Source organism: Kutzneria kofuensis, from assembly GCF_014203355.1.
GTDB classification, from domain to species: Bacteria; Actinomycetota; Actinomycetes; order Mycobacteriales; family Pseudonocardiaceae; genus Kutzneria; species Kutzneria kofuensis.
In genome coordinates this window covers 225,140-247,086 of sequence record NZ_JACHIR010000001.1, presented here as the reverse complement: position 1 = coordinate 247,086, position 21,947 = coordinate 225,140, and the positions used below count along the sequence as shown (strand labels likewise).

General features: G+C 71.4%; 5 protein-coding genes. 3 read left to right on the top strand and 2 right to left on the bottom strand.

From position 1 onward, the window contains the following. Position 1: 1 nt before the first annotated feature. Positions 2-1,054, bottom strand: a complete 1,053-nt coding sequence (locus BJ998_RS01090; protein WP_184857637.1) for a FecCD family ABC transporter permease — start codon at positions 1,052-1,054, stop codon at positions 2-4. 1 nt (position 1,055) lies between these two features. Then, the gene (locus tag BJ998_RS01085) at positions 1,056-2,096 is read right to left on the bottom strand and encodes a FecCD family ABC transporter permease (RefSeq protein ID WP_312890532.1); all 1,041 of its coding nucleotides are present in this window, start codon (positions 2,094-2,096) and stop codon (positions 1,056-1,058) included. A 143-nt stretch (positions 2,097-2,239) separates the two neighbouring features. Between BJ998_RS01085 and BJ998_RS01080 the strand changes: the two genes are divergently transcribed. From BJ998_RS01080 to BJ998_RS01070, 3 genes are all read left to right on the top strand, one after another. Beyond that, a complete protein-coding gene (locus BJ998_RS01080; protein WP_312889864.1) occupies positions 2,240-20,356 on the top strand; it encodes a non-ribosomal peptide synthetase in 18,117 nt (6,038 codons plus the stop codon). Positions 20,357-20,359: 3 nt separating this feature from the next. Continuing rightward, the gene (panD, locus tag BJ998_RS01075; protein WP_184857631.1) at positions 20,360-20,770 is read left to right on the top strand and encodes an aspartate 1-decarboxylase; all 411 of its coding nucleotides are present in this window, start codon (positions 20,360-20,362) and stop codon (positions 20,768-20,770) included. 89 nt (positions 20,771-20,859) lie between these two features. Next, on the top strand, positions 20,860-21,882 hold the full coding sequence (locus BJ998_RS01070; protein WP_184857629.1) for an ABC transporter substrate-binding protein: 1,023 nt from the start codon (positions 20,860-20,862) through the stop codon (positions 21,880-21,882). Positions 21,883-21,947 lie beyond the last annotated feature (65 nt).

The following is a 21,947-nucleotide window of genomic DNA, read 5'->3' as shown; positions in this document are numbered from 1 at the left end:
GTCAGCCTCCGGAGCCGGAACGATTGGCCCTGACCAGCAGCCAGAGCAGGACCGGTGCGCCGAGCGCGCCGGTCACGATGCCGACCGGCAGCCCGGACGGGGTGATCACGCGCGCGAGGATGTCGCTACCCAGCACGAGAACCGCGCCGCCGAGCGCGGACGCGGTGACGGGCGGCGCGGACAGCCGGGCCAGCCGTTGCGCGATTTGCGGTGCGGTCAGCGCGACGAACGAGATGGGCCCGGCGGACGCCGTCGCGAACGCGACGAGCCCGGCGCCGGCGAGCAGCAGGCTGAGCCGCACGGGCTGCACCGGCGTGCCGAGCCCGGCGGCGATCTCGTCGCCGAGCTGCAGGGTGCTCATCCACCGCGACAATCCCAGCACCAGTGGGAAAAGCACGACGAACGCGGCGAACAGCGGCGCCACGTTCTCCCAGCCGCGGTTGGCGAGGTTGCCGACCATCCAGCCGATCGACGCCTGCGCCTCGGTGATCTGCGCGCGGCTGAGCAGGTAGTCGGTGAGGCTGGTGCACATCGCGTACACGCCGATGCCGACCAGCAGGATGCGGTAGCCGGTGGTGCCGCGCCGCCACGCCAGCACGTACACCAGCAGCCCGGTGAGCAGCCCGCCGAGCAGGCCGAGCGTGGTGGTGCCGAGCCCGTCGCCGAAGCCGAACGCGATGCCGGCGACCACCGCGGTCGCCGCGCCCGCGTTGATGCCGATCATGTCCGGGCTGGCCAGGGGGTTGCGGGTGATGGTCTGGAACACCGCGCCGGACGCGCCGAACGCGAGCCCGGCCAGCAGCCCGGTCAGCGCCCGGGGCAGCCGCAGCTCCTGCACGATGTACGCGGTCGCGCTGTCACCGCCGCCCAACACGGCCGGCACCACATCGGACAGTCCGAGCGGGACGTCGCCGATCGTCATGCCGAGGCAGCACAGGAGGAACGCCAGCGCGGCGAGGACAACGCAGACGACGACCAGCCGTGGCCGCACCCGGGCGGACACCGGGAGTGTGGTCAGGCGGACGGTGACGTGGTCGTGCCGGAGCAGGCTCATGTCAGGACTCCAGCTGCTTGCGCCGGCGGACCAGGTAGATGAACATCGGCGCGCCGACGAACGCGACGATCACGCCGGCCCGGATCTCGCCGGGCCGGGCCAGGATCCGGCCGAGGATGTCGGCGGCCAGCAGCAGGCACGGCGCGAGCACCGCGGAGTAGGGCAGCAGCCAGCGGTGGTCCGGGCCGAGCGCGAACCGCACGGCGTGCGGGACGATCAGGCCCAGGAACACGATCGGCCCGGCGACCGCGACGGCCGCGCCGGTGAGCAGCGTGATCGCCAGCGCGCCGCGCAGCCGCAGCGGGCCGAGCCGCCGGCCGAGCGCGACGGCCACGTCGTCGCCGAGGGCGAGGCTGTTCAGCGCCGGGCCGCCTGCGATCGCCAGTACCATGCCGACCAGCAGGAACGGCAGCACCTGCAGCAGTTGCCCGCTGTCCACGCCGGCCAGCGAGCCGGCCGACCAGAACCGGTAGCGGTTGAGCGCGACCGGGTCGGACAGGACCATCGCGCTGGTGAACGAGCCGAGCAGCGCGGTCACCGCCGCGCCGGCCAGCGTGAGCTTGACCGGATTGGCGCCGGCATTGCCCCGGGTGCCGAGGAAGTAGACGACGGCGGTGGCGGCGAGCGCCCCGGCGAAGGCGAACCAGATGTAGCCGTACAGCGAGCTCACGCCGAGCACGGTGATCGAGGACACGATGGCGAACGCGGCCCCGGCGCTGACGCCGAGCAGGCCCGGGTCGGCCAGGGGGTTGCGGGTCAGCGCCTGCATGACGGTGCCGGCCAGGCCGAGCGCCGCGCCGACCAGCACCGCGAGGACGGTGCGCGGCATCCGGACACTGTGGATGATCACGCCGTCGGCCGAGCCGTCGTTGTGCAGCAGCACGCGCCAGACGTCGCCGAACGAGATCTCCTTGGATCCCAGCCAGATGCTGAGCAGGCACAGGAGGACCAACACGCCGACCGCGGTCAGCAGGCCGAGCGCGCGGGCCGCCTGCTGTGGCGGACGTCGCGCGAGAGCGACGCCTTCGGGGTCTGGCCGCACCATGCCTCCGGTTGGTACTGAATTAGGTAAGGCTAACCGATGGTACAGCAGCCTTAGTTTTGTTAGGGTCGCCTAAGTTTGTGCCCGCTCGTGGGCACCGTGAGCGGCGGGAGGCTGGTCTACCGGTGAGCAAGGGTGACGCTGTGCGGCAGGTCGCGGACCTCGGCTTCTGGCTTGACCGCCTTGCCGCCGCGCCGAAGGAGCTGCTGCTGCCGGTGGACCGGCCGCACCCGGCCGAGCCCGTGCCGCCGCGCGGCCGCACCACCCGCGAGCTGCCGGCGTCGTTGTTCAGCCGGCTGAACGATCCGCGGGCGACGGTGCTGGCGGCCTTCGCCGTGCTGCTGCACCGCTACACCGGCACGGCCGACATCGTGTTCGGCACGGGATCGCTGGTGCCGGTTCGCGTCGACCTCGGCGGCTCACCGGTTTTCGCTGACGTCGTCGACCGCGTCGATGCCGCCCGCACGGAGGCGCTGGCGCACGAGGTCCCGTTCGACGAGTTGGTGGGCGAGCTGCAGCCCGAGCGCGGGCGTGGCGGGACCGTGCTGGTGAACGTCGGGTTCGACGCGGAGACGGACCTGCCGCTGGACCTGGCCGTGTCGCTCGCCGGGCCGGTGCTGGAGGCGCGTTACCGCGAGGACGTCCTCGACTCGTCCACTGTAGACCGCATGCTGCGGCACCTCGAACGGCTGCTGGTAGACGCACTCGACCGTCCACAGTGTCCGATCGAATGCCTGGACCTGTTGTCCGAGCCGGAACTTCGGCAGCTGCTCGTCGACTGGAACGACACCGACCTGGCCACACCGCTGGCCACACTGCCGGAGTTGTTCGCGGCCCGGGTGCGGGGGACGCCCGACTCGATCGCGTTGGTGTTCAAGGACATCCAGCTCACCTATGCCGAGCTCGACGCCTGGGCCAACCGACTGGCGCACGTCCTGATCGAGCACGGCGCGGGTCCGGAGCGGGTGGTCGCGCTGGCGGTGCCGCGGTCGGCCGAGATGATCGTCGCCGAGTTGGCGGTGCTCAAGGCCGGGGCCGCGTATCTGCCGCTGGACCAGGACTATCCGGCCGAGCGGATCGCGTTCATGGTGTCCGACGCCGGCCCGGTGTGCGTGGTGACCACCCGCGAGCTGGCCGACCGCTTCGACGGCGACGTCGTCCTGCTCGACGAGCTCGATCTGGCCGCCGCCCCGGCGACGGACCCGGCCGCGCCGATCGTGCCGGCGAACGCCGCCTACGTGATCTACACGTCTGGCTCCACCGGGCGGCCGAAGGGCGTTGTGCTGTCTCACGCCGGTGTCGCGAAGCTGGTGGCGACGCAGGTTGAGCGGTTCGGGGTCGGCCCACAGAGTGTCGTGCTGCAGTTCGCGTCGCCGAGTTTCGACGTGGCGTTCTGGGATCTCTGCCTGGGCTTGCTGTCCGGTGGTCGATTGGTGGTCGTGCCGTCGGAGCTTCGCTTCCCCGGCCAGGGTCTGGTGGAGTACGCCCATGCCCACGAGGTGAACTTCATGATCCTGCCGCCGGCCTTGCTGGCGGAGATGCCCGAGAACCTCGACCTGCCGAAGGACAGCGTGTTGCTGGCGGGTACCGAGCGGGTGTCGCCGGAGTTGGTGCGCCGTTGGGCGCCGGGTCGGCGGATGTTCAATGCTTACGGACCAACGGAAGCGACGACCAACTCGACGTTGGGGCTGTGCGACCCGGCGAGTCCCATCGTGCCGATCGGCATTCCCGACCCGGGCACGCGGGCGTATGTGCTGGACGCCGGCCTGCGGCCGGTTCCGCCCGGTGTGGTGGGGGAGTTGTACCTGGCCGGCTCCGGTCTGGCTCGTGGCTATCTCGGCCGCGCCGCCCTGACCTCCGAGCGGTTCGTGGCCGATCCGTTCGGTGATGGCGGCCGGCTCTACCGCACCGGTGACTTGGTGCGGTGGTTGCCGGATGGTCGGTTGGTGTTTTTGGGTCGGGCCGATGATCAGGTGAAGATCCGTGGCTATCGGATCGAGCTGGGTGAGATCGAGTCGGTGATCGTGGAGCATCCGCGGGTGGTGCAGTCGGTGGTGGTCGCGCAGGACGGGCGGCTGATCGCCTATGCGGTGCCGGCGGCGGCTCGTGACGAGGAATCCGAGCTGGATCACGTCGCTGAATGGCGTCAGCTGCACCAGGACGTGTTCACCGGTTCCGGTGGCATGGAGGAGAACTTCGCCGGCTGGAACTCCAGCTACGACGGCGCGTCGATCCCTCTGGACGAGATGCGTGAGTGGCGCGCGGCGACGATCGACCGGATCTCGGCGTTACGTCCCCGTCGCGTGCTGGAGATCGGGGTCGGCAGTGGCCTGATCCTGTCGCGGATCGCGCCGATCGCCGAGGAGTACTGGGGTGTCGACCTGTCGGAGAAGGCGGTCGCCAATCTGCGTCGGGAGATGCCCCCGGAGTTGGCCGGCAAGGTTCACCTGGCGGCTCGCCCCGCTCATGACCTCGGCGAGTTGCCGGACGAGCCGTTCGACACAGTGATCATCAACTCCGTCGCGCAGTACTTCCCCAGTGCGGAGTACTTGGCCGACGTGATCCGGACCGCCGCCGACCGGCTTGCCCCCGGCGGCGTGATCTTCCTCGGCGACATCCGGAACCTCCGGTCCCTCAAGGCCTTCCGGACCGCCACCGAGCTGCGCCACGGCCGCCGCACCATGGCGGCTGTCGAGCAGGCCATCGCCCGCGAGGGCGAGCTCGTGCTGGATCCGGACTTCTTCGCCGGCTTCGAGGGTCTCGACGACGTCGACGTGTGGGTGAAGCGCGGCGAGGCGCACAACGAGCTGACCCGGCATCGCTACGACGTCGTCATGCGCAAGGCACCGCGCCGGACGGTCGACGAGCAGGTGATCGAGTTCAGTGATCTCGCTGCCGTGGAACGACTTCTGACCGCCGACCGGCCGACGCGGCTGCGCGTGACCGGCGTGCCGGACGCGCGCCTGTCCGGTGAGCTCGCCGCGGTCCGCGCGCTGCACGACGACAACCCGTCGGCGGCGCTGACCGCGCTCGACGGCCGGGCCGGTATCGACCCGGAGGACCTGTACCGCCTCGGCGGGCGGGTCGACTATCGGGTGGCCGTCACGCCGGCGGCCGAGGCCGGTTGGCTGGAGGCAGTCTTCACGAGGGGCGAGGACGGCCCGGCCTACCGGCCGGGGGCAACCCCGGTGCGCGCCAACAACCCGGCGGCCCGCCGCACGATCGCCGCGTTGGTGTCCGCGCTGCGGGCGCACGTCCGCGACCGGTTGCCGCAGTACATGGTGCCGTCGGCGTTCGTCGTGCTGGACCGGCTGCCGGTGCTGGCGTCCGGCAAGCTCGACCGCAACGCCCTGCCCAAGCCGGAGCGGGCCGCCACCGGCCAGGGGCGGGCTGCCCGCAACCCCGTCGAACAGCTGCTGTGCGAGCTGTTCGCCGACGTCCTCGACGTGCCGCAGGTCGGCCCGGACGACGATTTCTTCGACCTGGGCGGGCATTCGCTGATGGCGACCCGGCTGGTCCAACGGATTCGCTCCGCTGTCGGCGCGGAGGTGCCGGTGCGCGCGGTGTTCGACGCGCCCACTGCCGCCGCGCTCGCCGACCTGCTGGCCGGGGCCGTGTCGGACACCGCGCGGCCGGCACTGGTCCGCTCGGTCGAACGCCCGGAGCGGTGCCCGCTGTCGTTCGCGCAGCAGCGGCTGTGGTTCCTGCACCGCCTCGAAGGCGGCTCCGCGACCTACAACGTCCCGTTCGTGCTTCGCCTGTCCGGGGAACTGGACGTCGAGGCGCTGCGCGCGGCGCTGGCCGATGTGGTCGACCGGCACGAGGCACTGCGGACGATCTTCCCGACCGCCGACGGCGTGCCGTACCAGCACATTCTGCCCACCACAGCGTTCGAGCTGGCTGTGCGGTCAGTGACCGGGTCCGAAGTGGACTCAATCGTGGACGAACTGGTGCGAACGGTGTTCGACCTCGAAGCCGGCCCGGTGCTGCGGGCCGAACTGCTGCGGGTCGCCCGGGACCGGCACGTGTTCGTGCTCGTCGTGCACCACATCGCCGCCGACGGCTGGTCGATCGCCCCACTGTGGCGGGACATCGCGCAGGCCTATGCGGCCCGGCGCAACGGCGGAGCTCCACAGTGGACTCCGCTGCCGGTGCAGTACGCGGATTACACCCTCTGGCAACGTGACCTCCTGGCCAGCGAGGAGGCCGCCCAGCTGGCGTACTGGCGCCAGGCCCTCGACGGCCTGCCCGACCGCATCGCGCTGCCAGTGGACCGGCCGCATCCGTCGGTGTCCTCCTACCGCGGCGAGTTCTTGACCTTCGCCTGGGACACCGACCTCCAGGCCGGCCTCGCCGACCTGGCCCGCGCTTGTGGCGCGAGCGTGTTCATGGTGGTGCACGCGGGTTTGGCGGCGTTGTTGTCCCGGTTGGGTTGCGGCACGGACATTCCCATCGGCACGCCGATCGCCGGTCGGACCGATCAGGCGTTGGACGATCTGGTCGGGTTCTTCGTGAACACGTTGGTGTTGCGGGTGAACACCGACGGCGACCCGTCGTTCCGGGACCTGGTCGCCCGTGTTCGCGAGCGCAGCCTGGACGCGTACGCGCATCAGGATGTGCCGTTCGAGCGGTTGGTCGAGGCGCTGAACCCGGCGCGGTCGCTGGCGTACCATCCGCTGTTCCAGACGATGCTGGCCTGGCAGAACGCCCCGGCCGCCGACGTCGAGCTGCCCGGCCTGAGCGTCACCGAGCAGCCGGTCGGCACCGGCACGGCCAAGTTCGACCTGTGGATCTCCCTCACCGAGCGGGCCGACGGCATCCACGGCCAGACCGAGTTCAACGCCGAGGTCTTCGACCGGGCCACGGTGACCACGATCCTGGGCCGGCTGGCGGCGCTGCTGCGCCAGGTCGTCGTGGCCCCGGACCGCCGGCTGAGCACCCTGGACGTGCTCACCGCCGGGGAGCGGGATCGGCTGGAGACCGTGTGGTCCGGTGACGTCGAGGACGTGCCGGCGGTCACCGTGCCGGAGTTGTTCGCGGCCCAGGTCGCGCGGACCCCGGATCATCCGGCGCTGTGGTTCGAGGGGGAGCAGCTCAGCTACGCCGAACTGGACGGCGCCTCCGACCGGCTCGCGCATGCGCTGATCGCGCGGGGTGTCGGCCCGGAGCGGGTGGTCGCGCTGGCGCTGCCGCGCTCGCTGCACCTGGTCGTGTCCATCCTCGCCGTGCTCAAGGCGGGGGCCGCGTACCTGCCGCTCGACCCGGGTTATCCGGCCGAGCGCATCGAATTCATGCTCGCCGACGCCGAGCCGACGCTGGTGCTGACCACCGAGGCCACTGGCCTCTCCGACGCACTGGTGCTGGACTCTCCGGCGATCATCGACGAACTTGCCGGCCTGCCGGCCACGACGCCGAAAGTCGTGCTACGGCCGGAGAATCCCGCCTACGTGATCTACACGTCCGGGTCGACGGGCCGGCCGAAGGGTGTCGTTGTGCCACACGCCGGCATCGTGAACCGGCTGCTGTGGATGCAGCACGAGTACGGCCTCACCGCCGACGACAAGGTGCTGCAGAAGACGCCGTCCAGCTTCGACGTCTCGGTCTGGGAGTTCCTCTGGCCGCTCCTCGTCGGCGCCACCGAGGTCGTCGCCCGGCCGGACGGCCACAAGGACCCGGCCTATCTCGCGCGGCTCATCCGTGAGCAGGAGATCACGACAGTCCACTTCGTACCGTCGATGCTGCAGGTCTGCTTGCAGGAGCCGGCCGCCGCGCAGTGCACGAGCCTGCGGCGGGTGCTGTGCAGCGGCGAGGCGCTCCCGCCGGAGGCGGTCGCGCTGTTCCATCGGACGCTGAACGCCGAGCTGCACAACCTGTACGGACCCACCGAGGCGTCGGTTGACGTGACTTCGTGGCATCTGGCCACTGCGGACTCGACAGTCCCGATTGGACGGCCGGTGTGGAACACCCGCACGTACGTCCTCGACTCCGCGTTGCGCCCGGTGCCGCCGGGCACGCCCGGCGAGCTGTACCTGGCCGGTGTGCAGCTGGCCCGCGGTTACCTCGGCCGTGCCGGGTTGACGTCCGAGCGCTTCGTGGCGGATCCCCATGGCGCGCCGGGTGCCCGCATGTATCACACCGGCGACGTGGCCCGGTTCCGGGCCGACGGCGTGCTGGAGTTCCTCGGGCGCGGCGACGAGCAGGTCAAGATCCGTGGATTCCGCATCGAGCCGGGGGAGATCGCCGCGACCCTCGCCGCGCACGAGGGCGTCGCCCACGCGGTGGTCGTGCCGCGCGAGGACCGGCCCGGCGACGTGCGGCTCGTCGGCTACGTCGTGCCGACGGCCGAGGACGCCGAACCCGCCGCGCAGACCGAGCAGATCGGCGAGTGGCGTGAGCTGTACGACTCGATGTACGCGGCGCCCGGCCAGCAGGGCGACGACTTCACCGGCTGGAACTCCAGCTACACCGGCGAGCCGATCCCGCTGGCGGAGATGCGGGAGTGGCGGGATGCGGTCGTCGCCCGGGTTCGCGAGCTGCGGCCGCGCCGCGTGCTGGAGCTCGGTGTCGGCACCGGCCTGTTGCTGGCCGAGCTGGCCCCGGACTGCGAAAGCTATTGGGGCACGGACTTCTCGGCTGAAGTGATCGGCTCGCTCGGCCGCCGGGTCGCGGCCGACCCGGCGCTGTCCGGCCGGGTCGAGCTGCGCACCGCCGACGCGGCCGACCTGTCCGCCCTGCCGGCGGGCTACTTCGACACGGTCGTGCTGAACTCCGTCGTCCAGTACTTCCCGAGCGGCACCTACCTGCTCGACGTGCTGCGCGGCGCGCTGAACCTGCTGGCCCCCGGCGGCGCGGTCGTGGTCGGCGACGTCCGCGACCTGCGTCAGGTGCGGGCCTTCCACACCGCCGTCGCCCGGGCCCGCGGCGAGGAGGACCGCGTCGAGCAGCGGTTGCTGCGGGAGAAGGAACTCCTTGTCGCACCGGAGTTCTTCGCCGGCATCGACGGGATCGTCGGCGCGGACATCCGGGTCAAGCGTGGCCGGGCCGTCAACGAGCTCACCCAGTACCGCTACGACGTCGTCCTGCACACCGACCCGACGCGCGTGCGGCCGGTGACGGCGGCGGGCCTGGCATGGGGCACAGATGTGTCCACAATGGACCAGGTGGCCGCCTTGCTCGACGGCGGTGCCGAAGTCCGGGTCGACGGCGTGCCGAACGGCCGTACCACGGCCAGCGGCATCGATCCCGAGGACTGGTACCGGCTCGGCGGCCGGATGGGCCGTCGCACGGCGGTGACCTGGTCCGCGGTCGGCGACGGCTCGGTGGACGTGGTGTTCGCCGCGGACGACAGGTTCCCGGTCGGCGCGTTCCGCGCCGGCACCGAACAGCTGCTGTCCTACACCGGCAATCCCGGCCGGTTCCGGCGCGTCGCGGCTCTCGCCACGGAGCTGCGGGCGCTGGCCGCCGACCGGCTGCCGGAGCATATGGTGCCGTCGGCGATCGTCGTCCTGGACGCCCTCCCCGTGACGGCCAACGGCAAGCTGGACCGCCGTGCGTTGCCGTCGCCGGACCCGGTGGTCGCGACGTCCCACCGCGAGCCGGCGACCCCGGCCGAGCGCCGGCTGTGCGAGTTGTTCGCGGACGTCCTCGGGCTGCCGCGGGTCGGCCCCGACGACAGCTTCTTCGAGCTGGGCGGGCATTCGCTGCTGGCGACCCGGCTGATCGCGCGGGTGCGCGCCACGCTCGGCGTGGAGCTGGAGGTGCGGTCGATCTTCGAGACGCCGACCGCGGCGGGCCTGGCCGGCCGGCTCGGCGTGGCCGGTGCGGTGGCGCGCCCGCCGCTGACCCGACGGGAGCGACCGGCGCTGGTGCCGCTGTCCGGCGCTCAGCGGCGGCTGTGGTTCCTGCACCACCTCGAAGGGCCGTCCGCCACGTACAACGTGCCGCTGATCATGCGCCTCGAAGGCGATGTCGACGTCGCGGCGCTGACCGCCGCACTGTCCGACGTGGTCGGTCGGCACGAGGCGCTGCGCACCCGGTTCCCGCAGCACGACGGCGTGCCCTACCAGGACATTCTCGACGACGCCGGTGTGAGCCTGCGACTGCGGGACGTCGTGCCCGCAGAGTTCGACGACGTCCTGGCCGGGCTGGTGCGTGAGCCGTTCGACCTGGAGCGGCACGTGCCGATGCGCGTCGAGCTGCTGCGACTGGGCTCCCAGGAACACGTGCTGGCCCTGGTGTTCCACCACATCGCCTCGGACGGCTGGTCAATGGCCCCGCTGTGGCGGGACATCGCCACGGCCTACACGGCTCGCCGGCAGGGTGAGGCTCCACAGTGGACCGAGTTGCCGGTGCAGTACGCGGACTACACGCTGTGGCAGCAGGAACTGCTCGGCAGCGAGGACGACCCGGACAGCGTGCTGTCGGCGCAGCTGGACTACTGGCGGGACATGCTGGCCGGCCTGCCGGACCGGATCGAGCTGCCGCTGGACCGACCGCATCCCGCGATCGCCACCTTCAGGGGCGAACTGCACACCTTCGGCTGGGACGCGGAGCTGCACGCCGGCCTGTCCCGGCTGGCCCGCGAGTGCGGGGCCAGCGTGTTCATGGTCGTGCACGCCGCGCTCGCCGCGCTGCTCACGCGCCTGGGCGCCGGCACGGACGTGCCGATCGGCTCGCCCATCGCCGGTCGCACCGACCAGGCGCTGGACGATCTGGTCGGGTTCTTCGTCAACACGCTGGTGCTGCGCGTGGACACCGGCGGCGAGCCGTCGTTCCGCGAGCTGGTGGCGCGGGTTCGCGAGCGCAACCTGGACGCGTACGCGCATCAGGACGTGCCGTTCGAGCGGCTGGTCGAGGCGCTGAACCCGGCGCGGTCGCTGTCGTACCACCCGCTGTTCCAGGTGATGATCGCCGGCCAGAACAACGCCCGCGCCGAGGTGGTGCTGCCCGGGCTGACCGTCACCGAGGTCCCGGTGACCACCGGCACGTCCAAGTTCGACCTGTCGATCTCGCTGACCGAGCGGGACGCCGGCATCGCCGGCGTGCTGGAGTTCAACGCGGACGTCTTCGACCACGCCGGCGCGCAGGCGATCCTGCGCCGGCTGGAGGTGCTGCTGCGGGCGGCGCTGGCCGCGCCGGACCGCCCGGTCGGGGCGCTCGACCTGCTGGCCGGCGACGAGGTCGAGCGGGTGCTGACGCAGTGGGCGGGCAGCCTGGAGCCGGCCGGCACCGAGACGTTCCCCGGCCTGTTCGCGCGGCGCGTGCGGGAGGCGCCGGACAAGGTGGCGCTGGTGTTCGAGGACCGGCGGCTGACCTACGCCGAGCTGAACGCCGCCGCGAACCGGTTGGCGCACCTGCTGATCGCGCGCGGCGCCGGCCCGGAGCGGGTGGTCGGGCTGGCGGTGCCGCGGTCGTTGGAGATGATCGTCGCCGAGCTGGCGGTGCTCAAGGCCGGGGCCGCGTACCTGCCGCTGGACGCCGACTACCCGGCCGAGCGGATCGCGTTCATGGTCGAGGACTCGGCCCCGGTCTGCATCGTCACGACGCCTGAGGTCGAGGACAAGCTGCCCGCGGATGTGTCGCGCGTGCTGACGGACGACCCGGCGCTGGCTGCGATGTCCACTGTGGACCCTGATGTCGTGGTCCGTCCGGACAACGCCGCGTACGTGATCTACACCTCGGGTTCGTCGGGACGGCCGAAGGGCGTTGTGCTGCAACACTCCGGCGTGGCCAAGCTGGTGGCGACGCAGGTTGAGCGGTTCGGGGTCGGTCCGCAGAGTGTCGTGCTGCAGTTCGCGTCGCCGAGTTTCGACGTGGCGTTCTGGGATCTCTGCCTGGGCTTGCTGTCCGGCGGTCGGCTGGTGGTGGTGCCTTCGGAGCTGCGGTTCCCCGGCGAGGGTCTGGTCGACTACGCGTTCGCGAACGACGTGAACTTCATGATCCTGCCGCCGGCTTTGCTGGCGGAGATGCCCGAGAACCTCGACCTGCCGAAGGACAGCGTTCTGCTTGCCGGCACGGAGCGGGTGTCGCCGGAACTGGTCCGGCGCTGGGCGCCGGGCCGGCGGATGTTCAACGCCTACGGCCCGACCGAGGCCACCACCAACTCGACCCTGGGGCTGTGTGATCCCGAGAGCCCGATCGTGCCGATCGGTATCCCCGATCCGGGGACGCGGGCGTATGTGCTGGACGCCGGCCTGCGGCCGGTTCCGCCCGGTGTGGTGGGGGAGTTGTACCTGTCGGGTTCCGGTCTGGCTCGTGGCTATCTCGGTCGCGCTGCCCTGACGTCGGAACGGTTTGTGGCTGATCCGTTTGGTAACGGCGGCCGGCTCTACCGCACCGGTGACTTGGTGCGGTGGTTGCCGGATGGTCGGTTGGTGTTTTTGGGTCGGGCCGATGATCAGGTGAAGATCCGTGGCTATCGGATCGAGCTGGGTGAGATCGAGTCGGTGATCGTGGAGCATCCGCGGGTGGTGCAGTCGGTGGTGGTCGCGCAGGACGGCCGGTTGATCGCCTATGCGGTGCCGGCGGCGGCTCGTGACGAGGAATCCGAGCTGGATCACGTCGGCGAGTGGCACGAGCTGCACGAGAACGTGTTCGCCGACGCGGCGGCCGGTGGCATGGAGGAGAACTTCGCCGGCTGGAACTCCAGCTACGACGGCACCGCGATTCCCCTCGACGAAATGAGGGAATGGCACGCGGCGACGATCGAGCGCATCTCCGCGCTGCGGCCGAAGCGGGTGCTGGAGATCGGCGTCGGCAGTGGTCTGATCCTGTCGCGGATCGCGCCGATCGCCGAGGAGTACTGGGGTGTCGACCTGTCTGAGAAGGCGGTAGCCAACCTGCGTCGGGAGATGCCGCCGGAGTTGGCCGGCAAGGTTCACCTGGCGGCTCGCCCCGCTCATGACCTCGGCGAGTTGCCGGCCGAGCAGTTCGACACGGTGATCATCAACTCCGTCGCGCAGTACTTTCCGAGCACCGAGTACCTGGTCGAGGTGATCGAGACCGCCGCTTCGCGCGTCCGGCCCGGCGGCGTGATCTTCCTGGGCGACATCCGAAACCTGCGGTCGCTGCGGGCCTTCCGCACGGCGACGGAGCTGCGGCACGGTCGCCGCACGGTCGCGGCGGTCGACCAGGCCATCGCCCGCGAGGGCGAGCTCGTCCTCGACCCGGACTTCTTCGCCGGCTTCGAGGGCTTCGGTGACGTCGACGTGTGGGTGAAGCGTGGCCACGCGCACAACGAGCTGACCCGCCATCGCTACGACGTCGTCATGCGCAAGGCCCCGAAGCCGGCCCCGGTCGAGGAACAGGTCGCCGCCTTCGAGACTGTCGACGATGTCAAACGTTTGCTGACGGCTCGTCCGGACCGGCTTCGCGTGACCGGCGTGCCGAATGCCCGCCTCTCCGGCGAACTCGCTGCCGTCGCCGCGCTGGCCACCGGTGACAGCGAAACGGCACTGTCCGCTCTGGACTCGACACCGTCCGGAGTGGACCCCGAGGACCTGCAAGCGCTTGCGGCAAGCCTGGACTACCGGATGTACGCGACGGTCACGACGGACGTCGGCACGCTGGAAGTCGTCTTCACCACCGGCGAGCCCGTCCGGATCTACCGGGGCCGCTCGGTCCGCAATGCCTTGGGCAACAACCCGGTCGGGCAGCGGGACACCAGCGCGCTGGTGTCGGCGCTGCGGGCGCACGTCCGCGACCGGTTGCCGCAGTACATGGTGCCGTCGGCGTTCGTCGTGCTCGACCGGCTGCCGCTGCTGGCTTCCGGCAAGCTGGACCGCCGCGCACTGCCGAGCCCGGACCAGCAGGCGGTCCCCGTCGGCCGCGCCCCGCGCACGCTGGTGGAGGAGGTGCTCTGCGGCTTGTTCGCCGAGGTGCTGGACGCCGCCTCCGTCGGCATCGACGACGACTTCTTCGCCCTGGGTGGGCATTCGCTGATGGCGACCCGCCTAGTCGCGCGGCTGCGGGCGGTGTTCGGGGTCGAGCTGCAGGTGCGCTCGGTGTTCGAGGCCCCGACGGTCGCCGGCCTGGCCACACTACTGTCCACGGAGGACTCCACGCGGGCGCGGCCGGCCCTGGTCCGGGTCGACCCGCGGCCGGACGTGCTGCCGCTGTCGTTCGCCCAGCAGCGACTGTGGTTCCTGCACCGGCTCGAAGGTCCCTCGCCGACGTACAACATGCCGACCGCCGTCCGGCTCATCGGTGACCTCGACATCGAAGCGCTGCACTTCGCGCTGACCGACGTCGTCACCCGGCACGAAGCGCTGCGCACGGTGTTCCCCGAGATCGAGGGTGAGGCTCGCCAGCTCGTCCTTGACGACTTCGCGGTCCCGCTGCACGTCACCACCGTCACCGAGGCAACACTGGCGGCGGCCGTGTCCGAAGCAGCGAACACGGTGTTCCAACTGGAATCGGAGATTCCGCTCTGCGCGACGCTGCTCAGCCTCGGCGGGCGGGAGCACGTTCTGGTGCTGGTGTTCCACCACATCGCCTCCGACGGGTGGTCCACCGCCCCGCTGTGGCGCGACCTCGCCACCGCCTACACCGCCCGACGCGACGGCGGCGTTCCACAGTGGACTCCGCTGCCCGTGCAGTACGCGGACTACACGCTCTGGCAACGGGAGACCCTTGGCGAGCCGGTGATCGAGCCGCAGCTGGCGTATTGGCGGGAGGCCCTCGCGGACCTGCCCGAACGAATCGAGCTGCCGACGACCCGGCCGCACCCGGCGGAGGCGTCCTATCGTGGCGAGCAGTTCGGTTTCGCCTGGGACGCCGAGCTCCACAGCGGAATCGTCGACCTGGCCCGCGCTTGTGGCGCGAGTGTGTTCATGGTCGTGCACGCGGGTTTGACCGCCTTGCTGTCGAGGCTGGGCGGCGGCACGGACATCCCCATCGGCACCTCGATCGCCGGTCGGACCGATCAGGCGTTGGACGATCTGGTCGGGTTCTTCGTGAACACGTTGGTGTTGCGGGTGAACACCGACGGCGACCCGTCGTTCCGGGACCTGGTCGCCCGGGTTCGCGAGCGCAGCCTGGATGCCTACGCGCATCAGGATGTGCCGTTCGAGCGGCTGGTCGAGGCGCTGAACCCGGCGCGGTCGCTGGCGTTCCACCCGCTGTTCCAGACGATGCTGGCCTGGCAGAACAATGCCGTCGCCGACATCCACCTGCCCGGCCTGACCGTCGAGGAAGAGCCGATCGCGACCGGAACCTCCCGTGCCGACCTGGTGTTCTTCGTCGGCGACCAGGGCGGCATCCGCGGCACCGCCGAGTACAACAGCGATGTCTTCGACCGCGCCGACGTGGAGACGATCCTGGCGCGGCTGCGGGAACTGCTGCGCGCGGTCGTCGCCGACCCGGACGCCCGGATCGGCGAGATCGACCTGCTCACCGAGGCCGAGCGGGAGTCGCTCACCGACCACACCGCGATGGCTCTGCCGGCGGAAACCCCCGCCGAGCTGTTCGCTGCCGAGGTGAACCGCACGCCTGACGCCACCGCGCTGGCAATCGGCGACGAGAGCCTGACTTACGCCGAATTGGACGACAAGGCCACCGCCCTGGCCCGGGGCCTGCTGGCGCGGGGCGCCGGCCCGGAGCGGGTGGTCGCCGTGGCGCTGCCGCGGTCGGTCGAGCTGGTCACGGCGATCCTGGCGGTGCTCAAGACCGGCGCGGCCTACCTGCCGCTGGACCTGAACCACCCGGCCGACCGCGTCGAGCTCATGCTCACCGACGCCGCCCCGCACCTGGTGATCGCGGCGGACGGCTTCGGCGACCGGCTCGTCCGACCGGACGAGACCGGGCCGGAACCGGCGGCCTGGCCGCTGATCCACCCGGACAACCCGTCGTACGTGATCTTCACGTCCGGCTCCACCGGCCGGCCGAAGGCGGTCGCCGGCACGCAGCGGGCGCTGGCCAACCGGCTGCACTGGGGCCGCGACCGGCTGGCCGGCGCGCGGGTCGCCAAGAGCGCGCTCACCTTCATCGACGGCTCAACCGAGTTGCTCGGCGGCTTGGTCGCGGGTGACCCGGTGATCCTGGCCGACGACGCGACGGCCGCCGATCCGCTCGCTCTGGCCGAACTCGTGCGCCGCACCGGCGCACAGGTGCTGACCGTGGTGCCGAGCCTGCTGGCCAGCTTCGTCGAGGACGCGCCGGCCGGCGCGTTCGACTCGGTGACCACGTGGATCACCAGCGGCGAGGCGCTGTCCTCGACGCTGGCGGAGCGGGTGGCGAGCCGTTGGCCGAACGCCCGTCTGGTCAACCTGTATGGCTGCTCCGAGGCCGCCGGCGACAGCCTCATGCAGGCGTACGCCGGCGAGGACGGGCCGGTGCCGATCGGCCGACCCATCGCCAACACGCGTTCGTACATCCTCGACGATCGACTGAAGCCGGTTCCGCCCGGCGTGCGGGGCGAGCTGTACCTGGCCGGCGCCGGCCTGGCCCGCGGCTACCTCGGCCGGCCGGCGCTGACCGCGGAACGATTCCTGGCCGATCCCTTCGGTGAGCCGGGGTCCCGCATGTACCGCACCGGCGATCTGGTTCGCCGCCGCGCCGACGGCTCGCTCGACTTCCTCGGCCGCGCCGACCAGCAGATCAAGATCCGCGGGTTCCGGGTGGAGCCCGGCGAGGTCGAGGCGGTTCTGACCGAGGACCCGTCCGTGGCGCGGGCGGTGGTGATCGCCCGCGAGGACCGGCCCGGCGACGTCCGGCTGGTGGCCTACGTGGAGCCGGCCGGCGACCCGGCGGCGCTGCGGAAGCTGGTCGCGGAGCGGTTGCCCGACCACCTCGTGCCCGTCGCTGTCGTCGTGCTGCCGGAATTCCCGGTGAACGCCAACGGCAAGCTGGATCGCCGCGCCCTGCCCGCGCCCGAGGTGCAGACCTCCGAGCGGGCCGCGCGGACCCCGGTCGAGCAGGCGCTGTGCGAGCTGTTCGCCGACGTCCTGGGCGTGCCGTCGGTCGGCCCGGACGGCGGGTTCTTCGCGCTGGGCGGGCATTCCCTGCTGGCGACCCGGCTGGTCAGCCGGATCCGGGCGCTGCTCGGCGTGGAGGCCCCGATCCGGGCGGTGTTCGACGCGCCGACCCCGGCCCGGCTCGCCGAGCTGCTCGACCCCGGCCGCGGCCGGCGGCCGGCGCTGACACGGGCGGCACGGCCGGAGGTGCTACCGCTGTCGTACGCGCAGCAGCGACTCTGGTTCCTCGACCGGCTCGACGGCCGGACGCCGACCTACAACATCCCATGGGCGTGGGAGTTGACCGGGCGGGTCGACACCGCGGCGCTGGCGGCGGCGCTGGCCGATGTCGTTGCCCGGCACGAGATCCTCCGCACGGTCATCGTGGAGGAGAACGGCACGCCGCGACAGGTCGTGTCGGCCGAGGCGCGCCCGGTGCTGGAAACCGTGACCGTTGCGCCGGAGGAACTCGCGGCTCGGGTCGCGCAGGCGGCGGGGCACTGCTTTGCCCTGGACGCCGAGATCCCGTTGCGGGCCACGCTTGTCTCGACAAGCCCGGAGCGGCACGTGTTCGTGCTGCTGGTGCACCACATCGCCGGTGACGGCTGGTCGCTGCCGCCGCTGAAGCGGGACCTCGACGTCGCATACGCCGCGCGCCGCCGTGGTGAGAGTCCACAGTGGACGCCGCTGCCGGTGCAGTACGTCGACTACACGCTGTGGCAGCGGGAGGTCTTCGGCCGCGCCGACGACCCGAACAGCGTGCTCGGCCAGCAGGCGCAGTTCTGGCGGGACACGCTCGCCGGTATCCCGGACGAGCTGACGCTGCCGGCCGACCGACAGCGCCCGGCGCGGTCCACCAACCGCGGCGGCGTGGTGCCGTTCCGTGTGCCGGCGGAGGTGCACCGCGGGCTCCGCACGCTCGCCCACGGCAGCGACACCAGCACGTTCATGGTGTTGCAGGCGGCGCTGGCCGCGCTGCTGACCAGGCTCGGCGCGGGCACCGACATCCCGCTCGGCACGCCGGTCGCCGGGCGCACCGACCACGCGCTGGAGGATCTCGCCGGATTCTTCGTCAACACGCTGGTGTTGCGCACCGACACCGGCGGCGACCCGACGTTCCGTCATCTGCTGGGCCGGGTCCGCGAGGCGGACCTGGCCGCGTACGCCCACCAGGACCTGCCGTTCGAGCACCTCGTCGAGCTGCTCAACCCGCCCCGGTCGCTGGCCCGGCACCCGCTGTTCCAGGTCATGCTGGCCGTGTACCACTCGGCCGGCGGCGAGGAGAAGCTGCTCGGGCTGCCGGCGTCCTATCGGGACACCGGGCTGCGGCAGGCCAAGTTCGACCTCTCCTTCGACCTCGTCGAGACCGCCGGCGCGGACGGCATCGACGGCGAGTTGGAGTTCAGCCTCGACCTGTTCGACGAGGACACCGCCCGCACCCTGACCGAGCGCCTGGTACGGCTGATGGCCGCTGTGGTCGCCGACCCGGACCGGCCGCTGAGCCGGCTCGACGTCCTCGAACCCGGCGAGCGACAACGGATCCTGTACGAGTGGGGTGCGGGGCAGCCGCTGACCGTGACCGCGCCGACGGTGGTGGACCGGCTGGCTGCCCAGGCGGCGGCAACGCCCGAGGCGACGGCGTTGAGCGATGCCCACGGCAGCGTGACCTTCGCGGAGTTTGCGGCGCGGACCGACCGGCTGGCCCGGTGGTTGACCACGCACGGCGCCGGGCCGGAAACCGTTGTGGCGCTGGTGTTGCCGCGATCGGCGGCGGTCGTCGAGGCGATCTTCGGCGTGTTCAAGGCGGGTGCCGCCTACCTGCCGGTGGATCCGGACCAGCCGGCCCAGCGGATCGCGGCCGTGCTCGACGACTCCGGCGCGGGGCTCGTTCTGACGTGTCGAGCACTGGCGGACCGGTTGACCGGTAATAATGTCCTGTTCGTCGAGGACATTGTGGACACCGCGGCGACACTCACCCCACCGGCGCCGGCGAATCCGGCGTACGTGCTCTACACGTCCGGCTCGACGGGCAAGCCCAAGGGCGTTGTCATCCCGCATTCCGGGCTGGTGAACCTGTTCCACAGTCACCGGGAGACCCTTTACCGGCCGGCCGTCGCGGCCGCCGGCGGCCGGCGGCTGCGGGTCGGGCACGCGTGGGCGTTCGCCTTCGACGCGTCGTGGCAGCCGCAACTGTGGATGCTCGACGGGCACGAGGTGCACGTCGTCGACGACGACACCCGGCGGGACCCGGAGCGGCTGGCGGCGGTGGTGATCGAGCGGGGGATCGACTTCATCGAGCTCACTCCGTCGCACTTCGCCCAGCTGGCCGCCGCCGGCGTGGTCAAGGACGGCAGGTGCTCGTTGGGGGTCGTCGGCGTCGGCGGCGAGGCCGTCCCCCAGCCGCTGTGGGAAACGCTGCGAGAATTGCCCGGCACCGAGGCGTACAACCTCTACGGTCCAACGGAAACCACCGTCGACGCCCTCGTTGGCCGCGTCCGGGATGCCGGCCGTCCGGTCGTCGGCCGCCCGGTGGCCAATGCCCGCGCGTATGTCGTGGACAGCCGACTGAATCCGGTTCCGCCGGGCGTTCGGGGCGAGCTGTACATCGCCGGCGCCGGCCTGGCCCGCGGCTACCTCGGCCGCCCCGAGCTCACCGCCGAACGGTTCGTGGCCGATCCGTTCGGGCCGGCGGGGGAGCGGATGTACCGCACCGGCGACCTGGCCCGGTGGCGCGCCGACGGGCAGTTGGAGTACCTCGGCCGGGCCGACGACCAGGTCAAGATCCGCGGCTTCCGGATCGAGCCCGGCGAGATCGAGACTGTGCTGGCCCGGCACGCCGACGTCGACCAGGCCCTGGTCGTCGTCCGCGAGGACCGGCCCGGCGACCAGCGGCTCGTCGCGTACACGACGCCCGAGACCGTCGATCCCCGGCTCGTACGGGACCACGTCGCGCGGTCGCTGCCCGAGTACATGGTCCCCGTGGCGATCGTGCCGCTGGCGGCTTTTCCCGTGACCCGCAACGGAAAGCTCGACAAGGCCGCGTTGCCCGTCCCCGAGCTCGGCACCCGCGGCCGGGTGCCGGCCACGCCGCTGGAGCAGACTCTCTGCGACGTGTTCGCCGAGGTGTTGGGCGTCGACGCCGTCGGCGCCGACGAGGACCTGTTCGGGCTCGGCGGCCATTCCATGCTGCTGGTGGTCCTGCGCAACCGGATCGCCGCGCGCGTGGGCACCGAGATTCCCATCGCCGAGTTCTTCCGTACCCCCACCGCGGCCGGACTCGCCGCGCTGCTGACCCGAGACGCGAGGTAGCCCATGCACCGCACGCTGATGAACGCCAAGATCCACCGGGCCACCGTCACCCAGGCCGACCTGCACTACGTCGGCTCCCTCACCATCGACGCCGAGCTGATGGCCGCCGCCGACATCGTCGAGGGGGAGAAGGTCCAGGTCGTCGACATCACCAACGGCGCCCGCCTGGAGACCTACGCCATCACCGGCGCCCCCGGCTCCGGCGTGATCGGCGTCAACGGGGCCGCCGCGCATCTCGTGCACCCCGGCGACCTGGTGATCATCATCACCTACGCCCAGGTCGAGGAGTCCGAGCGCCCGAACCACCGGCCTCGGGTGGTGCACGTGGACGCCGACAACCGCCAGGTCCACCTCGGCCACGACCCGGCCGAGCCGGTGCCCGGAGCACAGGCCCAGCTGTCGGGTCGGCGGTGAAGGGGCGGCCCAACTCGCCGCCCCCGCCGGTTGTCCCCACCCCGTCTCCCAAATAAGGTATGCCTAACCTAAATCGGCGAAGGGTGATCATGTCCGTGTTTCGAGGCGCCGGCCTGAGCAGGCGTGGATTCCTGGTCGCTGCCGGCGGAGCGGCGGCCACACTGGCGCTGGCGGCGTGTGGCGACGGCGAGAGACCGGCGAACGCGGCCGGAAGCGGCCCGTGGGCGTTCACCGACGACCGCGGCCAGAAGGCCTCCCGTGACCAGCGACCGACCCGGGTGGTGGCCTACGCGAGCTCGGCGGCGGCGCTGTGGGACTACGGCGTGCACGCGACCGGCGTGTTCGGGCCGCAGAAGACCGCCGACGGCAAGAAGGAGATCCAGGCCGGCAACATCGACCTGAGCGCCGAGACGTCGATCGGCAACGCCTGGGACGACTTCAGCATGGAGAAGTTCGCCGCGCTGAAGCCGGATCTGGTGGTCACCGGCCTCACCGGCGCCAAGCCGACCGACCTGTGGGTGATCAAGGACGACCTGGCCGCCAAGGTGCAGCAGGTGGCGCCGATCGTCGCGCTGTCCGAGTACAAGGTCACGCTGCCCAAGGTGATGCAGCGGTACGAGCAGCTCGCCGTCGCCCTGGGCGGCGACGCCAACTCGGCGGCGATCACCCAGGGCAAGGCCGACTTCCAGCGGGCCTCCGACGACCTGAGGGCGGCGATCAAGTCGAAGCCGGGCCTGAAGGTGCTGGTCGTGTCCAGCGACAAGGACAACCTCTACGTCTGCAAGCCCGAGTTCTTCGCCGACCTGTCGTATTACCGCGACCTGGGCATGGACATCGTCAACGGCGGCGGCAGCGACGACTACTACGAGACGCTCAGCTGGGAGCAGGCCGGCAAGTACGCGGCGGACCTGATCCTGACCGACAGCCGCACGTACGCCCTGACCCGCCAGCAGCTCGCGCAGATCCCGACCTGGGCACAGCTGCCGGCGGTCAAGGCCAACCAGCTCGGCGACTGGTCGGCGGAGCCGCGCTTCAACCCCGTGCTGGCCGCCCCGGTCATCCAACAGCTCACCGCGGTCGTCAAGAACGCCCGCACGGACATCACCGCATGAGGAGGCCACTGTGACCGAGCTTGCGAGGGCACCAATGAGCACAGGGACCTGGGTCGCAGACCCGT